Source organism: Candidatus Gastranaerophilales bacterium (assembly GCA_028696075.1).
GTDB lineage: Bacteria > Cyanobacteriota > Vampirovibrionia > Gastranaerophilales > JAILCC01 > JAQVHS01.
Genome location: JAQVHS010000001.1, coordinates 168,358 through 189,941 on the forward strand (window position 1 = coordinate 168,358; position 21,584 = coordinate 189,941).

The following is a 21,584-nucleotide window of genomic DNA, read 5'->3' on the forward strand; positions in this document are numbered from 1 at the left end:
TGACTATTGGATTCTTTTTTTATCCGTTCGTTTAACTTCCACAACTTTGTCTATATCAGGTTCTTTCCACTTCCACATATCTTGCAGGGAGGAAGTTAACGAAAATGTAAATCTGGCTCCCTGATTAACAAGACCGGGATTTCCTATCGGAATTCCAAAATCAAAGTTTGCCATTAACAACTTACCTACAGGGATATGAATACCCATGCCGACACTTTGCAAAAAGTTTGTGTCCTTAGAGTTTGCTACATTTTTAATCCCATTGACATTACTTGTAATCCCATAATCGTAGAAAAAGCCTAATTTTATGCCTTCTTCATATTTTTTAAGTTTTTCAGGACAAATTTTTCTCAAGCCGGGTACAGGTGTTCTATACTCAATAGTTCCGTAAACTCCTTTATCTCCCAGTATAGAAGCCGTTTCGTACCCTCTCATGTTCATCCCTCCAAGTGCTGCTTTTTCCGGCGTCATTAATTCATCAGACGTAAATTGTCCGTTCACGCTAAGTAATAACATCGAACGTTTAGGCATAACCTGTAATCTGTTTAAACCAAGGTTGAATTTTAAAAACTGCCCGTCCGCACCTTGTTCTAACTGTGTGGCACCTAAAAAGGGAAGCCCTGTACTTGTTACAAAACTGGAACTCCAAAACCCCCGTTTATCTATTTTTCTGGCAGAAATTCCGCCGTATTTTGTGTTGAATGCGGAATAACCAAGGTTTAAGGTCGTTCCTTTTTTGTTTATAGGGATACTATATCCGACTAAACCACCTAAATTGCCTTTTCCTAAAATTGCGCCTAAGCTTAAACTGTCACCTCGTCCTGTTACATTTTCATAAGTTGCTTTTACAAATGTTCTTTCCATTCCTGTAAGGTCAGTACCGAGGTTATTAAAATTCGCATCTAAATTTAAAGGTAATCTATCTTTCACATCCAATACAATGTTATTTAGACTGTTATCAGGAGTTCTTTCAATAATAATATTCCCTGTTATATATTTTTTATTTTTAATTTCTTCCATTGCTGTTTGAAGGTCATATACATTTAACACACCACCCTCTTTAATATTATAAGTATTTAGAATGTTATTTAAATATTGTTCTTTTGCCCATTTGTTGCCGCGAATACTAATCTCTGAATATTTTCCTTCTTCCACTGTGATTTCAACTATTCCGTCATCTACTTTTTGTGCTAAAAGCTTTGCTTGAGAGGTTATGTAGCCTTTTGAGTGATAATATCGGGTTATTTTATCACAAATTTCTTTCAAATCAGTTATGGTAATTTCTTTCTCTTCATACTGCTTGAATAGTTTTTTAAATCTTTGACTTCCGAGTTTCGTATTTCCTTTTAAAACTATTTTGTTAAGGGAAAAAGATTTGTCAGGACCTTCTTTTATTGCCGATAAAGAAAAATCAGAGTTTTTTAATTCTCTTTCAAATTTAAGCTGTCCATGGAGAATATTCAAGGCTGTATCAGCTTGTGAGTACTCATTTTCTTGTAAGATATTTATACTTTCCTTTCCCAACACTGCAGGGTTTAATGTTGTTGGAGATATTCCTTCCGCATAACAAAAATTAGAACTGCCAAGCAAATAAAAAAACGCTGCCAAATATATTAAAATTATGTATTTTTTTCTAAACATGATTACAAGTTTAATTTCGAAATAAAAAATGAATATTAATCATTTGTACAATCATGATTAATACTAAATATACCCCATACAGGTATATATAATAAAATGCGCTTGTCCTATTATGCGAATGAAATTAAAAATTGGAACTTGAGGTGAAAATGAGAAGCAACAAAATAAAGAAGTATCAAAAATCTACATTGGCAGCACTTTTAATAATTTTTTCATCAAATATGGCATTTGCTTTAGATGCTTCTAATTGTATAAATCATACATCCGGCGTTAATCCTGTTACAAACGGGGCTGTAACCACAATTACAACGACCAATAATATTGATACGTTTCAGTGGAATCAATTTAACGTAGGAAGCAGCGAAACCGCATTCTTTCAATTTACACAAAACGGACAAACTGCCGTTAATTATTTAGACCCGGGAGCGGATGCATCTGCAATCTTCGGCGCCATAAAAGGCTCAACTGATTTTGTCGGAAATGTTATGCTTTTTAACCCCAACGGCATTACGCTAGGAACGGGAGCGCAGATTACAAACTTGAATTCGTTTTTTGCCTCGACAAACCAGTTTGACAAAGTTTCGGGGAGCAATATCTTGTTCAAGGAGGCAGCAGGTACCAATGCGTTAAATGTTGAGGATGTTAATTTTAGCAATGTTAATAACGCATTTTTCGTGGCTCCGGGGGTAATTTTTTAACGCAAATAATGCCCAAACAAAAGACAACTTTACAATAAAAGTAACAGGCGGCGGAGAGTTCAATACAACAAACAATACTTTCTCAAATGAAATTGCCGTTAAAAATCCTCTCCTGATGCCTGATAATAAAGTTGCAAGTATACAGGGGAATATTCAATCAAAAAATATTTTAATGGAAGCAAATATCGACACAGCCAAAGCAGCTGATTTTCATATGGCTGCCAATCTTGAGGCAAATTCTGTTCTGGAAAACGAAGACGGGTCGATTTATCTGCTCGCAAGTAATAAAAATTCAGCGGAGAATGCTTCCGCTAACTTCATAATTGATGGTAAAATGAGCGGTAATTCTGCTACAGCGGAGATAAAAGCCGACAATATTACTCTAAATTCCGAGATAAATGTATCAGGTGTAGGCAAAAACGGCGGAACTATAAACATTGAAGGCAAAAATAATTTTGTATCGAAAGATGCAAAGATAATTGCCGATTCTGACACTAAGGACGGCGGCTTAATAAAACTTACCGCACCATATACTAAAATTTACGGAACACAAATCAGTGCTTCGGGGGGAGATAATGGCGGAACGATTTATCTTGGCGGCGCTGATAAGACTGCTGATATATTAGCGGCAAGTATAGTCACGGGGATTGACCCTGATAGCACAGTCAGGGCGAACGGTATTCTTGGCGAAGGCGGTAAAATATTTCTTAATTCTAAAGGTACAACCTACGCCTATGGGAAATATGAAACATTAGGAAAAGGTTTTATTGAAGTCAGTTCAGAAGACAGCATTATTGATATTTCAAAAGATATAAACACAGGCGGCGGAAGCTTGCTCATTGACCCTAAAAATGTAATTATAGTAGACGGTGGAACAGATAACAATCCATACGATTACGAATTTGCCGTAAAACCGGGTGAAACACTTAGCATTGACCCGATTACTTTTGCAACCTGGAGCACTTTTTTCAGTGGCATAACAATACAAGCAAATAATGATATTACTGTAAAAAGTTCTTGGGCGAATATTAATCCCGATGAGGCTTACTCTACCTTGGTACTGGCAGCAGGCAGAAGTATCTTTATTGAGGATGGAGTATCAATAAGTGATTACAAAAACATATATCTTTATGCTAATTTTAATCAGTATGTTGTACCAGAACACAGAGAACCCGGACTGGCAGAAATTATAATGGGTTCCGGATCATCCTTGAGTGTCACCAATGATATCATTCTTGGCATAACTGAAGGGATGAATCTTGCGGATAGGTCGAACGGAAATATTGTTATTGAAAACATAACTTGCGGGGGATATTTTGATGCCAAAAATGAAGGTCCAAGCTCAAACGCTGACATAATCATTAATGGCAATATAACTAGCGGTATTAGTTCAACTTTTAAAACCAATGATGGAGATATAATTCAATCGGCAAATAGTCAGATAAATACTAAGAATCTTTTATTTTCAGCAGGAGAAAACAATCCCTTCGGGTGCGATGTCCAAGCAACCAGCCAAAATAATACGTCTACCGGGTTATTTTATATAACTAAGGCAAAAAATGCGGATGTGTATATTAAAGACTTTTTAACTATAAATCTCGCTGAGATTTTAGGCGATTTGACTTTGTCCAGTGATGGTGCTATTACAAGCGTATATGACAACTTTGGTATGTCAGTTGCAGGGACAACTACGTTTAATGCAGGGTCTGTCTCTGACCCTAAAAATATTAACTTCACGACTAATGATGTTGAACTAAAAGGACCTGTGATCGTTAATTGCGCAAACAACGTTAACATAATAAATAAAGTCGATACTTTATTGGGGAATATGAATGTTTACGGGAATTTAAATATTACAGTGGACGGAGACATAACACAAGTCGCAGGAGAAAAAATTGTAGCAGAAGGAACTTCTGAATTTATATCTCGTACATCAAAGAATATAATATTAAATAATTCCGATAATGACTTTATCGGCGCTGTCAAGGCAACCGGCAACAATATTACCATATATGATATAAATTCACTTAATGTAGATAGTATTGCTTCATCGTCTAATGTTGAGCTTGTGGCAAACAACAATAACTCACCAGGGATCCCCGCTGAGCTTATTGCAAACAATGTAGATGCGGCAGGAGATGTGTTAATTAAACTATTAAATCGTTCTAATGCAGGCAATATGACATTAAATGATATAACAGGAAATACCATACAAGCGCTTAACGAATCACTTATCCCTGATACTGACGTAATATTGAATGGTCCCATAACTTCTACATCGCAAACAACATCAAACCCTTTGATTATCTCATCAGCGGGCGGAAACGTCATTAACAATTATGGTCCTTCAGCGCTAGATGTTGAAAGCGGACAAAGATGGCTTATTTATACAGGCAGTCCTGAAGATACAACCCTGGGCGGGTTAACTCCCGAGAAAACATATTTTGACTCGACAATAGTATCAAAATTGCCCACTGATGTAACACCATATAAAAACAGCGTTTTGTACAGGACTCCGGAGCCTGTTCCTCCTGTTCCTCCGAGCCCTCCAACTCCTATTGTTCCTCCGACCCCGGATGGCGGTGGCAGCAATAACACCGGTGGCATAGTAGCCGGTAGTGTTGTCGGCGGTACAGCAGCAGGCGGCGTTTCTATAGCTGCTTTTGCACCAATCTTTTTAGCAGGGCTTAACCCAAGCTCAATAATAGCAGCTAAACCACTATATTTAGCCACCAATCAGGAACCGTCAACCGATCCTCTTGTAACAGGTGCCGCAGCGCCTATTAAAACAACAGGGAACAGCAATTTCTATTACGATAAAGAGAAAAATAGAATTATATGGGTAGAAACACAAGGTACTTCAACAATTGTTCAATAAGAATTTAGAGGATATTATCATGAAAAAATTATTCAAAACATTATTTTTTACAGGAATATTTTTATCAATTCCAATGGTTTCTTTTGCAAAAGAGAATACATCAGCAGAAGTTCCTGTAACAATGTTCCGGGTTGATTCCGTTCCCCCGGAAGCTTCAAAACCCGGCGCTTGCTGTAAAACAGATTTGCTTGAAAAGGCAATAAACTACAATTTCTGCACAAATAGTTTGTGCGAAGCTATGGAACAAATGGAAAAAAGCTGCAAATTTTATTATGCGCAAAATGATATAGTTTTAAAAAACGGTTCATTCGATTTACACAGATTATTTTGCCTTAAACAACTTTGCGATGCAAAAAAAATTAAAATTACAGTAACTTTAGCCTATGAAAATCCCACCAAAAATGAATGTGAAAAAGGGTCCAAGAAAAAGAAAAAACAAAAAGAAGAATTCACTTTTGGGCTTTATAAGGACACGGACCAATGCAAGTTAAGCAAAAAATTTATGTCCCAAGAATTCAAGCATAAATACCTGATGCATAAATATATAATCCCATTGACAGCAGTAGAAACAAAACCGAATGCAGGAATTCAAAAATACACAGCAACAGTTAATTTATCCGATATAAAAGACAAAAATACACCACTATACGCAGTAATAACACATATGCAAAAGGGGTTCAAGTTTAAAGACAATAAAAAACAAAGCAATAAAAGCTGCCAACCTTATGCCTATCTTATTGAAGTGGAAAAATCGAACTAAATGGACTTTCGTATTTATTTTTAGGAGAACTTGAGGTTAAAATGAAAAGCAACAAAATAAAGAAGTATCAAAAATCTACATTAGCAGCACTTTTAATGATTTTTTCATCAAATATGGCATTTGCTTTAGATGCTTCTAATTGTATAAATCATACATCCGGCGTTAATCCTGTTACAAACGGGGCTGTAACCACAATTACAACGACCAATAATATTGATACGTTTCAGTGGAATCAATTTAACGTAGGAAGCAACGAAACCGCATTCTTTCAATTTACACAAAACGGACAAACTGCCGTTAATTATTTAGACCCGAGAGCGGATGTATCTGCAATCTTCGGCGCCATAAAAGGCTCAACTATCTTACATTAAAAAAACCTTCTAAAAAGAAGGCTTTTTTTGGAGGATACAAGATTCGAACTTGCGACATCCTGCGTGCAAGGCAGGCGCTCTACCAACTGAGCTAATCCCCCATTATTTTTTGGGATACATTGCAATCCTGAAACAAGTTCAGGACTCCGTATTTCTAAAACTCGTATTCTCGTTAAGAAATACTGTCGGCTAATCCCCCGTAGGGGTTTTCCTATTTAATAATATTAAATAAAAAATTTTTGTCAATGTACACGAGGGTAGATATAATTTTTTTATAAGGACAAGCATAATTTTAACAGGCTTTATGTTAAAATGTATCTAAAAAAGGGAGTAAATTATGCAAAAGGAAGACTGTATTTTTTGTAAAATCGCAAACAGCATTATACCTTGTGAATTCGTATACGAAACAGACACGCTTGTAGCTTTTAACGATATCAACCCTCAAGCGCCGGCTCATATTCTAATAGTGCCAAAAGACCACTACGAAGACTTAAATGAAGTATCATCAGAAACGCTTTTAGCGCAGCTTCTTCTCGCGGCAAAAGAAGTCGCCAAAATAAAAAACCTGCAAGAAGGCTACAGAACGATTATCAATACAGGCAAGCAGTCCGGGCAGGAAGTTTTTCATATTCATGTCCACGTTCTTGCAGGCAAAAAACTGGGTGCTTTAGGATAAAATGATAAAAACCAAAGAAAACATAGACAAAAATTTAATAAAACAGTTCATTGATATTTTGGGCAAAGAAAATGTATTAACTTCACAGGAAGACCGCCTGATGTACAGCATTGATTCTACTGCGGTAACGACCGATTTATACTTGTGTGATTATGTTTTATTCCCATCTTCAACCGCTCAAATCAGCGAAATTATGAAACTTGCACATAAGTTCAAAATCCCTGTTACCACAAGAGGCGCCGGCACAAACATGGCGGGAGCCTGCGTTCCGTTTGAAGGCGGAATTGTTATTTGCACTTCTAAAATGAACAAAATTATTGAAATAGACAAACAAAACCAAACCTGCACGGTGCAGTGCGGTGTTATCGTAGCACAGCTGCAGCAAGCGGTTGAAGAATTTAACCTATTCTATCCGCCCGACCCGTCTAACCTAAAAGTGTCCACCATCGGCGGCAGTATAGGAATGTCTTCAAGCGGGCCAAGGACCTTTAAATACGGCGGCACAAAAGATTATGTTTTGGGGCTGGAAGTTGTTATGGCGGACGGTCAAATTCTAAAAACAGGAGCCAACGTTATAAAAGATGTTACAGGACTGAATCTTACCCAGCTTTTCACAGGTTCGGAAGGAATCTTGGGTATAGTTTGCGAAGTAACTCTCAGATTAATACCCAAACCTCAAGATAACCGTGTTGCTCTTATATATTTTGATAAAATCGACAATGCTTCAAGTGCCATCAATGCAATTATTGCCGGAGGAATTACTCCCAGTGTGCTTGATATCATTGACCAAACAACTATGGAAATCATAGAACAGTTCCATCCCGCAGGGTTTTTAACCCAAAATGAAGCGGCACTTTTCATAGAAGTTGACGGCGACAAATCCGCTATAGAAAAACAAATTTCTTTAATCAGCGCTATTTGCCAAGATTTAGGTTCTACAGCCCAAAAAATCGCAAATGATGAAATTGAAAAACAAAGGCTTTGGACGGCAAGGCGGGCGTCCTTTGGAGCTATTTGCAAATTAAGACCCAATGTTTTGTCAGAAGATATGGTTGTGCCCAGAACCAAAATGCCTGATATGATAAAAAAAACTTATGAAATAGGCTCAAAATACGGTCTAAATATAAGTATAGTCGGTCATGCCGGCGACGGCAATTTTCATCCGCATATAGCCTTTGACCTAAGGGACAAAGAAGAAACCCAAAGAGCAAACGCCGCTATAGCAGAAATGTTTGAATGCGCGGTTGCTTTTGGCGGCAAGATTTCGGGTGAACACGGCATCGGCCGTGTTAAAGCAAAATACCTTAAAAGCAGCGTTGACCCTGTGGCTTTTGAATACATGAAAAAAATAAAAACGCTGTTTGACCCTAACAACATTTTAAATCCGGGAAAAGTATTTGATTATGAAAAACCTTAAAAAATACGGCGAAGAAGTTTATAAATGCTCGGGCTGCGGTATTTGCCACGATATTTGCCCGGTATTTGAAATTACAAAAAGAGAAAGCGCTGTTTCAAGAGGCAAGTTCAAACTGCTTAATGCGCTGATAAATCAGGACATCAAGCCTTCTAAAAGAGGGGCGGAAATTATGGATTTGTGTCTGCATTGTAATGCCTGCAGCGAATTTTGCCCAAGCGGAATTAATGCGCAAAAAATAATCGCCTGCGCCAAGTCCGATTTTTACGCAATGGGTTTTACAAGCCCTGTGAAAAGGCTTTTATCAACTGTTTTTTCAAGCAGATTAATGCTGTCCTTGATTAAATTTGCGGCAAATTTATACAGAAATTTTAAAATCCTTGATATAGTTGAATTTGTAAATAATAAAACATTTCAAATTAAAAAAATTAAACTTTTAAATTCCATATTAAAAATCAATGTCAAAAAAAATCCAACCAATGCCATACCCGCGCCAAAATATACAGCAGCTTACTTCAAAGGCTGTATAAATACATACTTCAACCCAAGCTGCGCAAATGCGGTTGGAAATATTTGCAATAGTGCGGGCATAAAATTATTAGAAGTTGATTTTCAATGCTGCGGCTTACCTTCAAAAAACATAGGCGACGTCCAAACATATATAAGACTTGCCCGAAAAAATATTGATACGGCATTAAAATCGCTTGAGCAGGCAGATTATATAATAACCGACTGTTCAACCTGTGCAAGTGCATTTGAAGAATATTCACAGGATTTGCCCGAGGAATTAGCCCTAAAAGCACAAGAAATCTCGCAAAAATTTATCAGTGTTTATGAGCTTCTTGAAATTATAGATTTTAAAACTGATTTGTCAAACCAAACCGTTACATACCACGACCCTTGCCATACTACAAGGTTTAAAAAAACAAGCCGTCTGCCAAGAAAATTACTTGCAAACTCAGGAGTGAATTTAACAGAAATGAAGGATTCTACTAAATGCTGCGGAGCGGCAGGAAGTTTTATGCTTACTAATCCGGATTTATCGGAGCAGATTTCTACTGCCAAGGCACAAAACATAATTGCAACAAAAGCCGATATAGTTTTAACAAGCTGCCCTTCCTGCACTATAGGGCTAAATCAGGGGTTGATAAATCAAAAATCAAACGTAAAAGTTATGCAGCTGGTCGAATTTCTCGCCCGGAATTAGCTTATAAACCCATATTAATAAAATTATTGTTTAAAATATCAATATTATCATGCAAACAATCGGCTAATGAAAATAAAATCGCAATTTCTTCAATATCATTTTTATTACTGCTGCAGTAATCCTTTAGAATTGAACTTAAGTTATAAATTTTTTCATAAAGCAATTTTATTTTGTCTGTATCTTACTTCATTTTTATTCTTTCAATATCGGTTAAGTCACGGTTTAATATCGATTAAAATCGATATTAAACCGATTGTCAACCTGTATAATTGACTTTATGGATGAAAAAGAATTTGTAAAAAAGGTCGGTTTAAATATAAAAGCGCTAAGGGTCAAAAAAGAGTTCAAACAAAGAGATTTAGCTGATTTTGCCCAGCTTAATATTGATTCTGTGGGCAAAATAGAGCGTGGAGAGCAAAATTTTACGATATATTCACTTTTGGCAATTGCCAAAGTCTTAAATGTACACCCAAAGAACTTATTAGATATTTGATAATAAAAAATAATTTTATTTAATATTTTTCTTATTACGATAAAAGTGTCATACTATCGTAAAAACCAAAATAAGGATAAAATTTTGACAAGGTTGATTTATTAAAAGCTTACGGTGCAGAAATTGTTATTACCCCGACTAACGTGCCGCCGGATTCGCCTGACAGTTACAATGGGGTAGCTGACGGACTTGCAAAAGAAGAAGAGATACTCATTGCCGGTTTAAACAGCTTTGGCTGCTGCCGTTAAACATGTCCAACGGGTTAAATCAGGCAAAAACATAGTTGTTTTATTGCCCGATACGGGGCATAATTATCTTACCAGGATTTTTTCTGATAATTGAATGTTTGAGAGCGGTTTTTCAGATAAAACGTCTGAACAAATTTCTGTAGGTGGAGTTGTAGGAGGATTAAGTGAAATTACGCTCATAAAGCTGCCTTACGACGGTATAAATTTAAATGAAACAATATAATTTTTTGTGGATTATAAATTGAAAGGAAATTCAACAAATGGGAACAATAACACAATTTTTAAAAGACAATTACAAGCACTTTAACTCAGCAGCGTTAATAGATGCAGCAGAAGCATACAAGCAGCATATAGAAAATGGCGGAAAAATGCTTGTAACTTTGGCAGGAGCAATGAGCAGCGCAGAGCTTGGAATATCACTTGCACAAATGATTAGAGAAGACAAAATTTCAGCTATATCTACAACGGGTGCAAATTTAGAAGAAGATTTATTCAATCTTGTTGCAAACAGCTCATATCACAGAGTTCCCAATTACAGATACCTTTCCGCTCAGGATGAGGAAAACTTGTTAAGCAAACATCTAAACAGGGTTACAGACACATGTATTCCTGAAGAAGAAGCTATGCGAAAAATAGAAAAGTTCATTGTTAAACAGTGGTTTAACGCTGATAAAAAAGGAGAACGGTATTTCCCCCATGAATTTATTTATAAAGTATTACAAGACCCTGAACTGGCGCAATATTATGATATTAATCCACAAAACAGCTGGCTGCTTGCAGCGTTAGAAAAAAATCTGCCCATTTTTGTTCCCGGCTGGGAAGACTCCACCCTGGGCAATTTTTACGCCTCTTATGTTATAAAAGGTGAGATTAAAAATGTCCATACGGTTAAGACCGGTATTGAATATATGCAAAGCTTACACGATTGGTATTTAGCGGATTCCAAACACCACTCTATAGGTTTTTTCCAGATAGGCGGCGGAATAGCCGGTGATTTCCCTATTTGTGTCGTACCTATGCTACATCAGGATCTGGAAAAAGATGCAAGGTTATGGGGATATTTCGCCCAAATAAGTGATTCTACGACAAGTTACGGCTCATATAGCGGCGCGGTACCGAATGAAAAAATCACATGGGGCAAACTGGCAAAAGATACCCCGTCTTTTATAATTGAATCTGATGCCACTATCGTCGCCCCGTTAATATTTGCTTACGTATTGGATAAATAAACCCGAAGATAACATAGTTGCAGCGGATGATGAACAATGCGCAGCTGCACGAAAAAATCAAGTTCTATAAAAATACCGCATGCGTCCATTCCTGCCGAACAAAGAAAATTAATCGGTATAAACGATAATTTAATCAGGTTATCAGTTGGCATTGAAGATATAAAAGACTTAATATCTGACCTGGATTATGCGCTGGAGCGCTTATAGATTATTTTTCCGCAATTATAAAAGAATGAAAAGGCAATCAATCATTCATTTGTTTCATTTTATCCGTTATATCTGTCGGATTATAATAAAACGTCCTCGGATGAGTTGAATAGATATAATCTTCCTTTACAGGCAGCTCTGTATTGTAATATTTATTTAATATTTTTCTTATCACAGTAACAGGTGTCATACTATCGTAAAAATCATCATAGTTTTTATCATAGGTATAAATTGCTTCCAAATTCCCCATCCTAAAATCAAATGCGGATTCAAATGATAAAGGATATAATTCTAAAGAATGGTCAGATAAAATTAATATTATAACTTTTCTGTCTTTAGCCAGTATTTTATCGACAATCGGTTCTATTTGTTTATTTATGTACAAAATTTGACCTGTCAAAAGCTCTTTATCAAGAAAGCCATTCTCCATATTTTTATTATCTTCTTTGGGAAGATTACCTTTTTCATCAAACACGAAAGGGAAATGAGGTGAAAGAATATGAGCAAAAACAAATTTAGGCTCATCTCCATTTTGTGCTGCTGCATCATCTAAATCCTTAAATGCTTTTAATATTTTTTCTCTGGCTGTGTAATCAACCTTTACGAACTTGGATAAAGCAGAAGTTGAAAGAAGAATATTTTTTAAAGATAAACTTTTCATCTCTTCAGAATTGTATATAACATCAGCAAGGGTCATCTTTGATGAAATCATATTATGAGAATTTATCATAAAAATTTTGTAATTATTTTTGTGCAGGAGTTTCGTCAGTGCATTATTGTTATATTTATTTTCCATGTTGTTTAAGTATTCTAATTGGTTTGGAGTTTCCATATTCAAATCATCCAAATAAGAAAAATTAAGCATACTGGGCAAAGATTGGAATGTGCAAAAATAATTGGCATAACTTTTTCTAGCCACGTAAAAGCCTTTTGCTTCAAGACCTCTTAAAAATTCTTCATTTGAAAAATTAAAATATTTTTTTAATTTTTCACCATTTGGATAAGCATCCAGGATAATGAAATAAAAATCAGGCAGTTCTTTAGAAGTAGCTAAAACCTTTTTATTTATTTGAGATTTTTGCATATTTTGATTAATGCTTATATTTTTTACGATAAAAGTATAAATATCAGTAATACTTGTGATTATTAGCAAAGTACATAATATGTAAATTGCAAATGAAACGGTTTTAAAGAACTTTTCTGATTGACCGTAGCATACAAATCCCAAAGCCACAAATATACATATACACAATTGTTCAGCATACCCAAAATGCAAAGTCCCAATAAAATTTGTAATAAATCTGCAGGCAAAAAAGTATCCTATTGCACAACATAGAATGAAAAAGGTATCTCTTTGTGAGTAAATTCTTGAAAAAAGAAAGTATAAAACAGTCCATATAGCTAATAATACAAATGCTACAAGCACAAATTCGGAAAAACTCATTTCAAACATATTTCTAAGATATAAAAATGTAGGATAGTATAATGTAAATAAGACCCCGGGTAAAAAATATTTAACGTTAAAACTTTCCTGTTCTTTCTTTAGATATTTATTTATTGATATGTAAATGAAACCTAAAACAACCACCAGTGCCAATAATATTTTTAAGGTATTTACCAGTATACAAACTATAGGATAAGTTTTAAAAACCGAGTAGTTTAAACTGAAGTTTGATATTTTGCCGTCAAATGGTCTTGTTTCATCATAACCCTGCCCAATAATAACATTATTGAACTGCCAAAAATCTTCATGATAATTAGTTTTTCTTTCAATGTTATTTACAAAAATTGTAAGAGGTTTGTTGATTTTTTTTATAATTTTTATTTTATAATCCAGATTTTTAAGAGGTAAATTCAAGCCTTTTTTAATGTTTTTACCATCATTAAAAGCTAAAGACTTACCCCAAAGTGTGTCATTTCCTCCTTTCGCCAACAGAGCTGCATTAGTGCGAGAAAACTCCATTCTTATTCCGTTGTTATAATCAGCCGTTTGAAATACATTGGAATAATCCCTTTTTAAATCATATATCCGAAAATCGAAACTGATTTCAATTTCTTTTTTTAGATTTAAGCCATTAAAATCATCAAAGGAAAAAACTTTCGGCGTTTTTAATTCTTTATTTGAGGAAAGACTATCGTAACTTATATTGCTTATTTTTTTTGAATAAACGGGTATGTACTCGAATAAATCACCAAAGATGATAAGAACAAAAAGGAGAATAAAGGACGTAAAAGTTATCTTATTAATATTTTTTTTCAAATAGTTTACAATTGCCCTTCGGTTTTCAAATATTGGCACTAAAAGACAAAGCATAACTAAAAAAGCCAGAAAGCCTTTTATGCATAATAAAATATTGTTGATTAAATAGGAATATTTATAAACCTTATATTTTAGATTAAAGTCTTTTATCTTACCATCAAATGTCCTTGTATTATCAAATCCTTCTCCTATAACTATTTTATTAATATCCCAAAGATTTTCATCAACAGAATCACTTACAAGTTCATCGTCAAAAATTATTTTAAAGGGTTGGTCTGGTTTTTTTGTTATTTTAACAGAATGATATGTGTTTTTATCTTTGATGTTAAACGGAATAGCAAAAAGAGCGCCATTATCCCTTTGCATAACGATAGCAGCTGTATCCGATGAAAATTCCAGCCTTATGCCATCATTATTATCGGCAGTTTGAAATAAATTAGTATAGGGTCTTTTTAAATCAAAATTGGCAGGAGAAGAAATCTTAGTCAATAAATAAGCTAACTCTTTAAAATTCTTTGAGGAAATTACGGAACGATTAAACAGTCTTTTGGGCAAAAAATAAAATAGAACCAATATTCAGGAGAAATTGTATCTGACAGAGAAAACCCCGTATTTTAAAAGTGTTTTTAAATACGGGGAAGGTTTACCACATAAGAAAATTATTTTTATTCGAAATCTTGTCCTTATTGTCTTGCTACCTTAGCACCGGATAGATTTTCGGCGGGCTCGTACTCTACGGCATTATCAAAACCTATACGTTTTTTGGAAAGGTTTCTACCCATATCACCGTCAGTCAGAGCCTGTTGTGCCTTGAATTTTTCCAACGCTTTTTCAAAGTCTGAAGTTTCAATCAGTAAACTTTGAATATCCTTATCTTTGAAAATTCCTTTTTCCATTTTTTCAAAGATATGCGCTCTTTCAAAAGCTTCCTGTTTTGCATCAAAAACCAACTTGGAAATATCAGCACCGTTCACTGAACTCCCGAAAAGTTTTTTGGCAAATGCTTCCTGATTAAAATCAGGTGAAACTTTTATGTGGGATTTCGAGGAATGAATTCCAAGGATTTTTTTGCAGCCTTCAAGTGTCGGTTTAGCAACAGCAATAAAATCTCCGAACCTGCCCGACCTTTTTATGGCGTCATCAAGCAGTCCAATTTTGTTGGTAGCTGTTACGACAAAAACTTTATCATTGCTTTTTTCAAGGTCGCTCATCAAAGTCAAAAGCTGGTTAACCACTTTATTATCATATCTACCCGTGCTTGAACCATCTCTCATTCTTGCCACGGCATCAAATTCGTCAATAAACAAGATACTTGGCTGATTATCTTTGGCTTCTTCAAATAATGCCCTCCAGTTAGCTTCTGTTTCACCAACCCACTTAGATTCCATTTCAAGCCCGTTTAACTTGATAATATGAGCGTCCGCTTCATTAGCCAAAGCTTCCGCCATAAGAGTTTTCCCGGTGCCGGGCCCGCCTGTAAGAATTATCCCTCTTGGAGAACCTTGCATCGGATAAGCCGCAGGATATTGCATAGGATACAAAATCCGTTTTTTCAACTGCCCTATAGCTTCGTCCTGTCCTCCTACATCAGCAAAAGTGATTTTTTTGACTACTTCTTCTTTTATCCCTTTCTCCGCAACAAGGCTAAGGTGCTTACTATTTAAATTTGAAATGGCTTTTTTATCGTAATTGGAAAAATCAAAAAGCCGTAATTGGGCTTTTTTAATGTCATCTATATTTTTTTCTGCTTCTTTAAAAACTTTAAACATTGAATTATTAGCAAGGATAACACTATCAATGTGTGTAAGGTAGGCGCTCTGACTTTTTTTAAGCACATAAGCCTGACTTGATTCTCTCACTTTTAAAAGAATAGGCAGCTTGTCTAAATTTATTATTTCATAAAGTCTATTCGGATTCTCATGAATAGCAAACGAACCCGATAAACTTGGGTCTTCAATGAAAAATATTCTTTTTATAACTTTATTTATCCCTTCAATTGATTCCAAAAGGGATTTTTTAGCAGAGGACAAACTCTTGCCTACCAATATAAGATCCTCCGCCGTAAGCCCATGTAATGCCGCAGAAATCCTCTTTTCCAACGGCGGTAAAATCGGGACGAGCGCTCCGCCGAAAGATACATTACTACTTTTAACCAATAATTTCTGATAATGTGTATCAACAAGGTTCAAATTGTTTGGTGCATAATTTTGTTCGTGTTTGGTTATTTTTTTATTAGAAATCACATTATCCGTATAGGGTGTAAAATGTTTTGTTTGTAAGTTATGAATAGCAATATTCATTTAATATTTCTCCTTTAAATAGCTTAAAAATACTCGTTCCGTGTACAAAAATTGCACTACAAACAACTCTTCTAGCCAAAAAGTTTTAGTAAAAGAGCGACTAGATATGATAACCTTCTTTTAATCCGTATAAAATGGCGGGTTTGAAGAAATCGTACTATAAGCAGCGTCTTTAGTGGAAAAGTTTTAGTAAAGAGTTGTGATAATTTGCTTAAATAGTATTATATTTATTTTTTTAAAAATTTTTTAGTTAAACCCGAATATTTATACGAATAGAGTTATAACAACATCGGTAACGCCAATTACACATTAAATACAAAATACGTTTAATTTCCATTAAGTGTTCTGTCATGCTTTTTCGCCTCGTCTAGTTACTTTTAACAACCACATTTTTTTAATTCCATTCTTACGATTGTAGCAGTTATTTCGCAAATGTCAATAAATGTGCTTTTTACACTTAATAAAACTTAATGGGTAAATTGAAAATACTTTACTTTTCTGATTTTTTGCTTAGGAAATTTTTATTGATTGTTTTATAAAATCACAAAACCCCACTTTATTTGTGGGGTTAAAGTTTGCCTAAGGCAGAGTTCGCACATCAAACAAGGTGAAGAATGAACCGTAGTTTGATGGGTGCCACTCTTGATTTTTAGCGTAAGCGTGAAAAATCAAGACAGGTAAACCGGCTTGCCGGTGAGGGTTAACGGATATTAAAAAACCTCACTTTATAAGTGAGGTTTAAATTTGCCTAAGGCCGGAATCGAACCGGCACGTGGGGTGAACCACGGTAGATTTTGAGTCTACTGCGTCTACCAATTTCGCCACTCAGGCATGATTATTTAATTTTCAAATATGGGGGGCTGTCTTGGATTATTCGGGTACGCATAGCCTGCCATTTCGCTTCAACATTTTTCTTACGAAAAAGTTTCCACTGCATTCGGCTATTTGCTCTTACGGGACTAGTCTTGCTTCGCAAGCCGTCGCCCTACCGAAAATCCGCTCGCCACTCAGGCATGATTATTTAGTTTTCAAATATGGGGGCTGTCTTGGAGCCGTTACTGTTCTCTTATACTATACTAAAAATATTTTTTTACAAGTGCTTAAAGCAACTGCAAAAGACCCGCTCAAAACAGCGGCAGCCTTTGTTGGAAGCTGTAACAATTTTATCTTGTTAAATAAGTTCTCCATCGATTGACACTGTATAATCTTTCACCAAAATATACTTGCCTGCTTGTTCCAATGCCCTTTTTACGATAACTTCCACACCACCGCAGCATGGTACCTCCATATGCACCAGGGTTATTGATTGAATATCCTGTTTTTCAAATATATCCGCAAGTTTTTCGATATATAAATTAATATCAGTATCAAGCTTAGGGCAAAGCATCATAAGTACTTTATTTTTTAAAAATTTAGAGTGAAAATTTGCATACGCAAAAGCAGTACAATCTGCAGCTATTATCAAATCAGCTTTAGCCAAATAAGGGGCGTTAGGATTTAGCAGTTTAAGCTGTATAGGCCAGTTATTCAGCTCTGATTGCATTACGACATCTGCATTCGGGGCAGTATTATCTGTTTTATGCCTTAAATCCTTCTGCATCATCCCGGGGCAGCCTTGAAAAGGTTTGTCTTCAAGCGGAGGAACTTCAATATTTGCCTGCTTAAGAGCATCTATCGCCTGTTCAAACAGCTTATTTTCCCCATGTTCTTTGAGGTGTTTAAGATGCGCAATAATAACATTTTTTCCGCCTGCAATAATATTTTCCATAACTTTATATTCATCATAAGGTTCGGCTTCACGCTCCTCTACATGCATAGCATCTTGCGGACAAGCCTTTATACAAGCGCCAAGACCATCACAAAACAAATCACTTACCAGTCTTGCTTTGCCGTCTATAATTTGCAGCGCACCTTCCGGACAATCAGGAACACAAGCCCCGCAGCCGTTACATTTTTCTTCATTTATTGTAATAATATTTCGCTTCATAAATTCCTCCTTGTACTAAAACGAAAAATCAGATATCTTATGGGTTTTCATATAAGAAATAAATTCATTATTCAACCGTGTAAGTAAATCATCCATAATGCAGTCCGAACAATCATTTGAATTAGAGTTAGAATTAAACAAACAATTGTTTATTTTAACCCTGCCTTCAATAATTTCATATACCTCAAGAAACGAAATATTTCGTTTCCTCGGAACTATTAAAAATCCACCTTTAGGACCTTTAGAAGAGGTGATAATTCCTTCTTTTACAAGCCTTTGCAAGACTTTAGAAAGATGATTTTCGGATATATCGAATTTTTTTGCAATTTCTTTAAGCGAAGATACTTTTTCTTTTCTTCCAGCTATATATATTAGAGAGTGTAATGCTATTGCTGATGCCTCAGTCATTTTAAGCATTTTTATTTCCTTTTGTTAAATTAGTATATTAGTACTATAATACCAATTTAATAAATTGTCAAGTCTTCTATTGATTAAAGTAAATAATGCTGCCGTTTAAACAACTTTAAAACGTCTGTTCACTATAGGTTTCATTTCTTCAAGAGCAGCTTCCTCATTAATGTACAGCTGAAAGCATTTATCCAATTCCAATAAGTTAAAAATACAGTGATTGACGGGGCTAAGGTTATAAAAAACTATTGTACGCTCAGGGGTCAGAGTTTTTAATTTTTGCAAAAATTTTATCGTACTGTTATTCAAGCATCTTAAATATTCGGTATTTATCATTAAGTTTTTATCACATTTAGCATGCTTAATCCTAAGGAACAGCAGCTGAAACGCAAGTAAATTCCCAATATTTGTATTCAGGTCTAATATCAAATTCCCGTCTTTATAGCGAAGACGCTTAGAATTATCCATAATTCTCCTAACACACATCCTATGATATAATAATAACGGTGTTTTTGCTTTTTTAATATTAAACGGAATATAGAAATTTCTCTAACTCAAGTCGTAGATTTAGTCTTTTTTATCAGACCAAATTTGATACAAATTTTGTGAGTACGTTTTTGCTTTTTTGTAGTAATCATCGCTAATTAAACTGTTAAATATTTCGCTGCGCTCACCTGAATAGTTTCCAAGCGCTATGGCATACTTTGAAAGCTCTTCTTTAGATAATCCGGACGCATAAGCCTTTGTTTTGGCATCCGTACCTGAAGGCCTTATTTCCACGTATTTATCCGCAAAAACCAGATAAGAACCGTCGCCTGTAAATTTAATATCTTCAAGAGCGGAAAAATCCAGCTCCTTAAACACATCCTGCAAAATTTTTCTAACCTGCCCAATGTTTATCAAGCCGTCAAATTTCGCCAAAGCCAGAGTAAGGTAAAAAAGGTCATTTTTCGTACGTTTTGCTTCACCTTCTTTTTTGGAAAGTTTTAATTTTTCAATATTGCTTTCACTTTCGTTGTAGTAGCTTATATCTTCTCTGACGTCAAATTTGCCCGTGATTTTATTTTCTTCAAACACTTCTTTTAAGTTATCGGAAAGGGTCTTACCTTGTTTTTCCAAAGAAGCAACTAACGCAGAGGCTACAATAATGGCTTCTGCAGCGCTTTTTTCTCTCATGGCAAGGGCGGTTCTGCCATTTTTGCTTTTTATAAGCTTTTCCGGTCCTATTATCATACCGCCTGATTCTTCACCGCCAAAGATTAATCTCGGGTTGACTCCCAACTCAATCTTTTCATTGAAAACATCGGTTATTGTTACGGGTTTATTTTCGGCAATCTGTTTTTCCGCCTTTTTAAGAACATTGGCGATTTCTTTAAATCCTACGGGAACATTCACAACTTTTACGCCGTTATTTGCAGCCCATTCATCCCAGGAAAGGGCAGAGGCTGTTGTTTTTATAATAAACCTGGGATGGTTATCAAACTTCCCTGCATTTTGCAGCTGTTTTGCCCAAAAATCCATCAGCATTAAAAACCCCTGATTGGCAGTATAAACACAAAGTATTCTTCCCTGTGAAAGTTCGGTAAAATCTACTCCCAAAGCTTTTAGCGCAGGGATATTTTCACTGCTTTCTATTTGAGTAACAGTAAGCCTGTCATGGTCGGGGTCTGTAATTAAAACAACTGTTCCCAAGGGTTTATCCGCCAAAACCTTACCGTAATTAAGGCTCTTAATAACGGGCATAAAAGGTTTGTTGTTTTCATCTTTTGCCACAACCGTTGCATCTACCGAATAATCATAAAAAGTCTTGTTGCCTTTAGGGTCGTGGTCATATTTACCTATAGAGTGGAAAAACGGGGATTCTTCCTTATGCAGCCATTCAAAATTATCCGCAATATTAAGCTCTTTCAGGATTTTGCTTAACGTATGATATGCGCTTCCGCCTACATTTTCAATAATAACTTTATTTTTAAGGGTTGAAATCTCTTCAAGATTATTAAGGGTTGCAACGCTGTCTTTTAAATATTCAACATAAAGCGCTGCGCCGTTATCAAGCTCTTTCATTAATTTTTCGTCAATATTAGGGTTATCGGCGGAAGAAAATTTAATAACATATTGTCCGTTTTTTTCTGTTTCGTTAAAAATTTCTTTGATTTTATTAACGAATTCCATTGATTCTTCCGGCAAATATTGACTGCCCTGGTCATTCAAGTCTTTTGTAGCGTTTTTTACGCTTATACCGTGGCTTGAAGTAATATATTCACCGCCAAGCAAGTCCAGTTTAAAAGCCAAAAACGATGCCATCCAAATAGGTATAGCGGCTTTATCTACGGGAATATGGGTTTTAATTCCAAACTGCGCCTGTAATCTGGATATAATATCGAGGTATTCTATTGTGTTGTAGCGGACTTCGCCTCCTAAAATTTTATGCAGTTCTCCGTCAGGATGCTTTTGCAGTGCGCTAAGAGCTTTGCCGATTGTAGCAAGCATTATGCCCGCTTTGTTAATCGGAAATCTTGTATCCTGCGGATACAAAATATTTTGAGGTCCTCTTATGCCGGCGGTTGAAACCTTCGCTTCTTTTTCATAATTTTCAAACCATTCGCCCAGTCCTAACCCTGCGGGGTTTAATTGTGCGTCATATTTTTCCAGATGTTCTTTTTTTAGAACAAATTCAAACGCTTCGGGGTTTCTTATATCAAACAATTCATCTTTTTTAATGTATTCAGGCGTATTAGCTTCAACCTGTAAAAATAATTCCTTTTCAAGTTCACAATGCGGAGTTTTACCGTTAAAATTTTCCATTC

General features: G+C 35.5%; 18 protein-coding genes and 2 tRNA genes. 11 read left to right on the forward strand and 9 right to left on the reverse strand.

The window, feature by feature from the left end:
• Window positions 1-3 precede the first annotated feature (3 nt).
• Window positions 4-1,641, reverse strand: a complete 1,638-nt coding sequence (locus tag PHX18_00885; protein MDD3593165.1) for a POTRA domain-containing protein — start codon at window positions 1,639-1,641, stop codon at window positions 4-6.
• A 149-nt stretch (window positions 1,642-1,790) separates the two neighbouring features.
• On the opposite strand from PHX18_00885, the gene PHX18_00890 reads away from it, so the two are divergent.
• From PHX18_00890 to PHX18_00905, 4 genes are all read left to right on the forward strand, one after another.
• Window positions 1,791-2,339: a filamentous hemagglutinin N-terminal domain-containing protein gene (locus PHX18_00890; protein ID MDD3593166.1), complete on the forward strand. Its 549-nt coding sequence runs from the start codon at window positions 1,791-1,793 to the stop codon at window positions 2,337-2,339.
• A 115-nt stretch (window positions 2,340-2,454) separates the two neighbouring features.
• A complete protein-coding gene (locus tag PHX18_00895; protein MDD3593167.1) occupies window positions 2,455-5,217 on the forward strand; it encodes a hypothetical protein in 2,763 nt (920 codons plus the stop codon).
• Between the two features lie 19 nt (window positions 5,218-5,236).
• On the forward strand, window positions 5,237-5,977 hold the full coding sequence (locus PHX18_00900) for a hypothetical protein (protein ID MDD3593168.1): 741 nt from the start codon (window positions 5,237-5,239) through the stop codon (window positions 5,975-5,977).
• A gap of 41 nt (window positions 5,978-6,018) precedes the next feature.
• Window positions 6,019-6,348: a hypothetical protein gene (locus PHX18_00905; GenBank protein MDD3593169.1), complete on the forward strand. Its 330-nt coding sequence runs from the start codon at window positions 6,019-6,021 to the stop codon at window positions 6,346-6,348.
• Between the two features lie 28 nt (window positions 6,349-6,376).
• On the opposite strand, the gene PHX18_00910 is transcribed toward PHX18_00905, so the two are convergent.
• A tRNA-Ala gene (locus PHX18_00910) sits at window positions 6,377-6,449 on the reverse strand.
• Window positions 6,450-6,685: 236 nt separating this feature from the next.
• Between PHX18_00910 and PHX18_00915 the strand changes: the two genes are divergently transcribed.
• The 7 genes from PHX18_00915 (at window position 6,686) to PHX18_00945 (ending at window position 11,822) form a co-directional block, all read left to right on the forward strand.
• Window positions 6,686-7,024, forward strand: coding sequence for an HIT domain-containing protein (locus PHX18_00915; protein MDD3593170.1), 339 nt, complete (start codon window positions 6,686-6,688; stop codon window positions 7,022-7,024).
• A gap of 1 nt (window position 7,025) precedes the next feature.
• On the forward strand, window positions 7,026-8,441 hold the full coding sequence (locus tag PHX18_00920; GenBank protein MDD3593171.1) for an FAD-linked oxidase C-terminal domain-containing protein: 1,416 nt from the start codon (window positions 7,026-7,028) through the stop codon (window positions 8,439-8,441).
• A complete protein-coding gene (locus PHX18_00925; GenBank protein MDD3593172.1) occupies window positions 8,428-9,645 on the forward strand; it encodes a (Fe-S)-binding protein in 1,218 nt (405 codons plus the stop codon). Before PHX18_00920 ends, PHX18_00925 begins: the two co-directional genes overlap by 14 nt.
• Window positions 9,646-9,922: 277 nt before the next feature.
• Window positions 9,923-10,138: a helix-turn-helix transcriptional regulator gene (locus tag PHX18_00930; GenBank protein ID MDD3593173.1), complete on the forward strand. Its 216-nt coding sequence runs from the start codon at window positions 9,923-9,925 to the stop codon at window positions 10,136-10,138.
• A 342-nt stretch (window positions 10,139-10,480) separates the two neighbouring features.
• Window positions 10,481-10,609 carry a hypothetical protein gene (locus tag PHX18_00935; protein MDD3593174.1) on the forward strand — a complete coding sequence of 43 codons (129 nt, stop codon included), beginning with the start codon at window positions 10,481-10,483 and terminating at the stop codon, window positions 10,607-10,609.
• 37 nt (window positions 10,610-10,646) lie between these two features.
• Window positions 10,647-11,615 carry a deoxyhypusine synthase family protein gene (locus PHX18_00940; GenBank protein ID MDD3593175.1) on the forward strand — a complete coding sequence of 323 codons (969 nt, stop codon included), beginning with the start codon at window positions 10,647-10,649 and terminating at the stop codon, window positions 11,613-11,615.
• Between the two features lie 36 nt (window positions 11,616-11,651).
• A complete protein-coding gene (locus PHX18_00945; protein MDD3593176.1) occupies window positions 11,652-11,822 on the forward strand; it encodes a PLP-dependent transferase in 171 nt (56 codons plus the stop codon).
• 37 nt (window positions 11,823-11,859) lie between these two features.
• Here the strand turns inward: PHX18_00945 and PHX18_00950 are convergent, their stop codons facing one another.
• From PHX18_00950 to PHX18_00980, 7 genes are all read right to left on the reverse strand, one after another.
• Window positions 11,860-14,082, reverse strand: coding sequence for a sulfatase-like hydrolase/transferase (locus PHX18_00950; protein ID MDD3593177.1), 2,223 nt, complete (start codon window positions 14,080-14,082; stop codon window positions 11,860-11,862).
• A 683-nt stretch (window positions 14,083-14,765) separates the two neighbouring features.
• Window positions 14,766-16,382 carry an ATP-binding protein gene (locus PHX18_00955; GenBank protein MDD3593178.1) on the reverse strand — a complete coding sequence of 539 codons (1,617 nt, stop codon included), beginning with the start codon at window positions 16,380-16,382 and terminating at the stop codon, window positions 14,766-14,768.
• Between the two features lie 745 nt (window positions 16,383-17,127).
• Window positions 17,128-17,213 (reverse strand) — tRNA-Leu (locus tag PHX18_00960).
• A gap of 340 nt (window positions 17,214-17,553) precedes the next feature.
• A complete protein-coding gene (locus tag PHX18_00965) occupies window positions 17,554-18,369 on the reverse strand; it encodes a 4Fe-4S binding protein (GenBank protein MDD3593179.1) in 816 nt (271 codons plus the stop codon).
• Window positions 18,370-18,384: 15 nt separating this feature from the next.
• Window positions 18,385-18,786: an Rrf2 family transcriptional regulator gene (locus PHX18_00970; GenBank protein ID MDD3593180.1), complete on the reverse strand. Its 402-nt coding sequence runs from the start codon at window positions 18,784-18,786 to the stop codon at window positions 18,385-18,387.
• Between the two features lie 96 nt (window positions 18,787-18,882).
• Window positions 18,883-19,245, reverse strand: a complete 363-nt coding sequence (locus tag PHX18_00975) for a hypothetical protein (protein MDD3593181.1) — start codon at window positions 19,243-19,245, stop codon at window positions 18,883-18,885.
• Window positions 19,246-19,344: 99 nt separating this feature from the next.
• Complete coding sequence (locus PHX18_00980) at window positions 19,345-21,582, reverse strand: hypothetical protein (GenBank protein MDD3593182.1); 2,238 nt, start codon at window positions 21,580-21,582, stop codon at window positions 19,345-19,347.
• Between the last annotated feature and the right edge of the window lie 2 nt (window positions 21,583-21,584).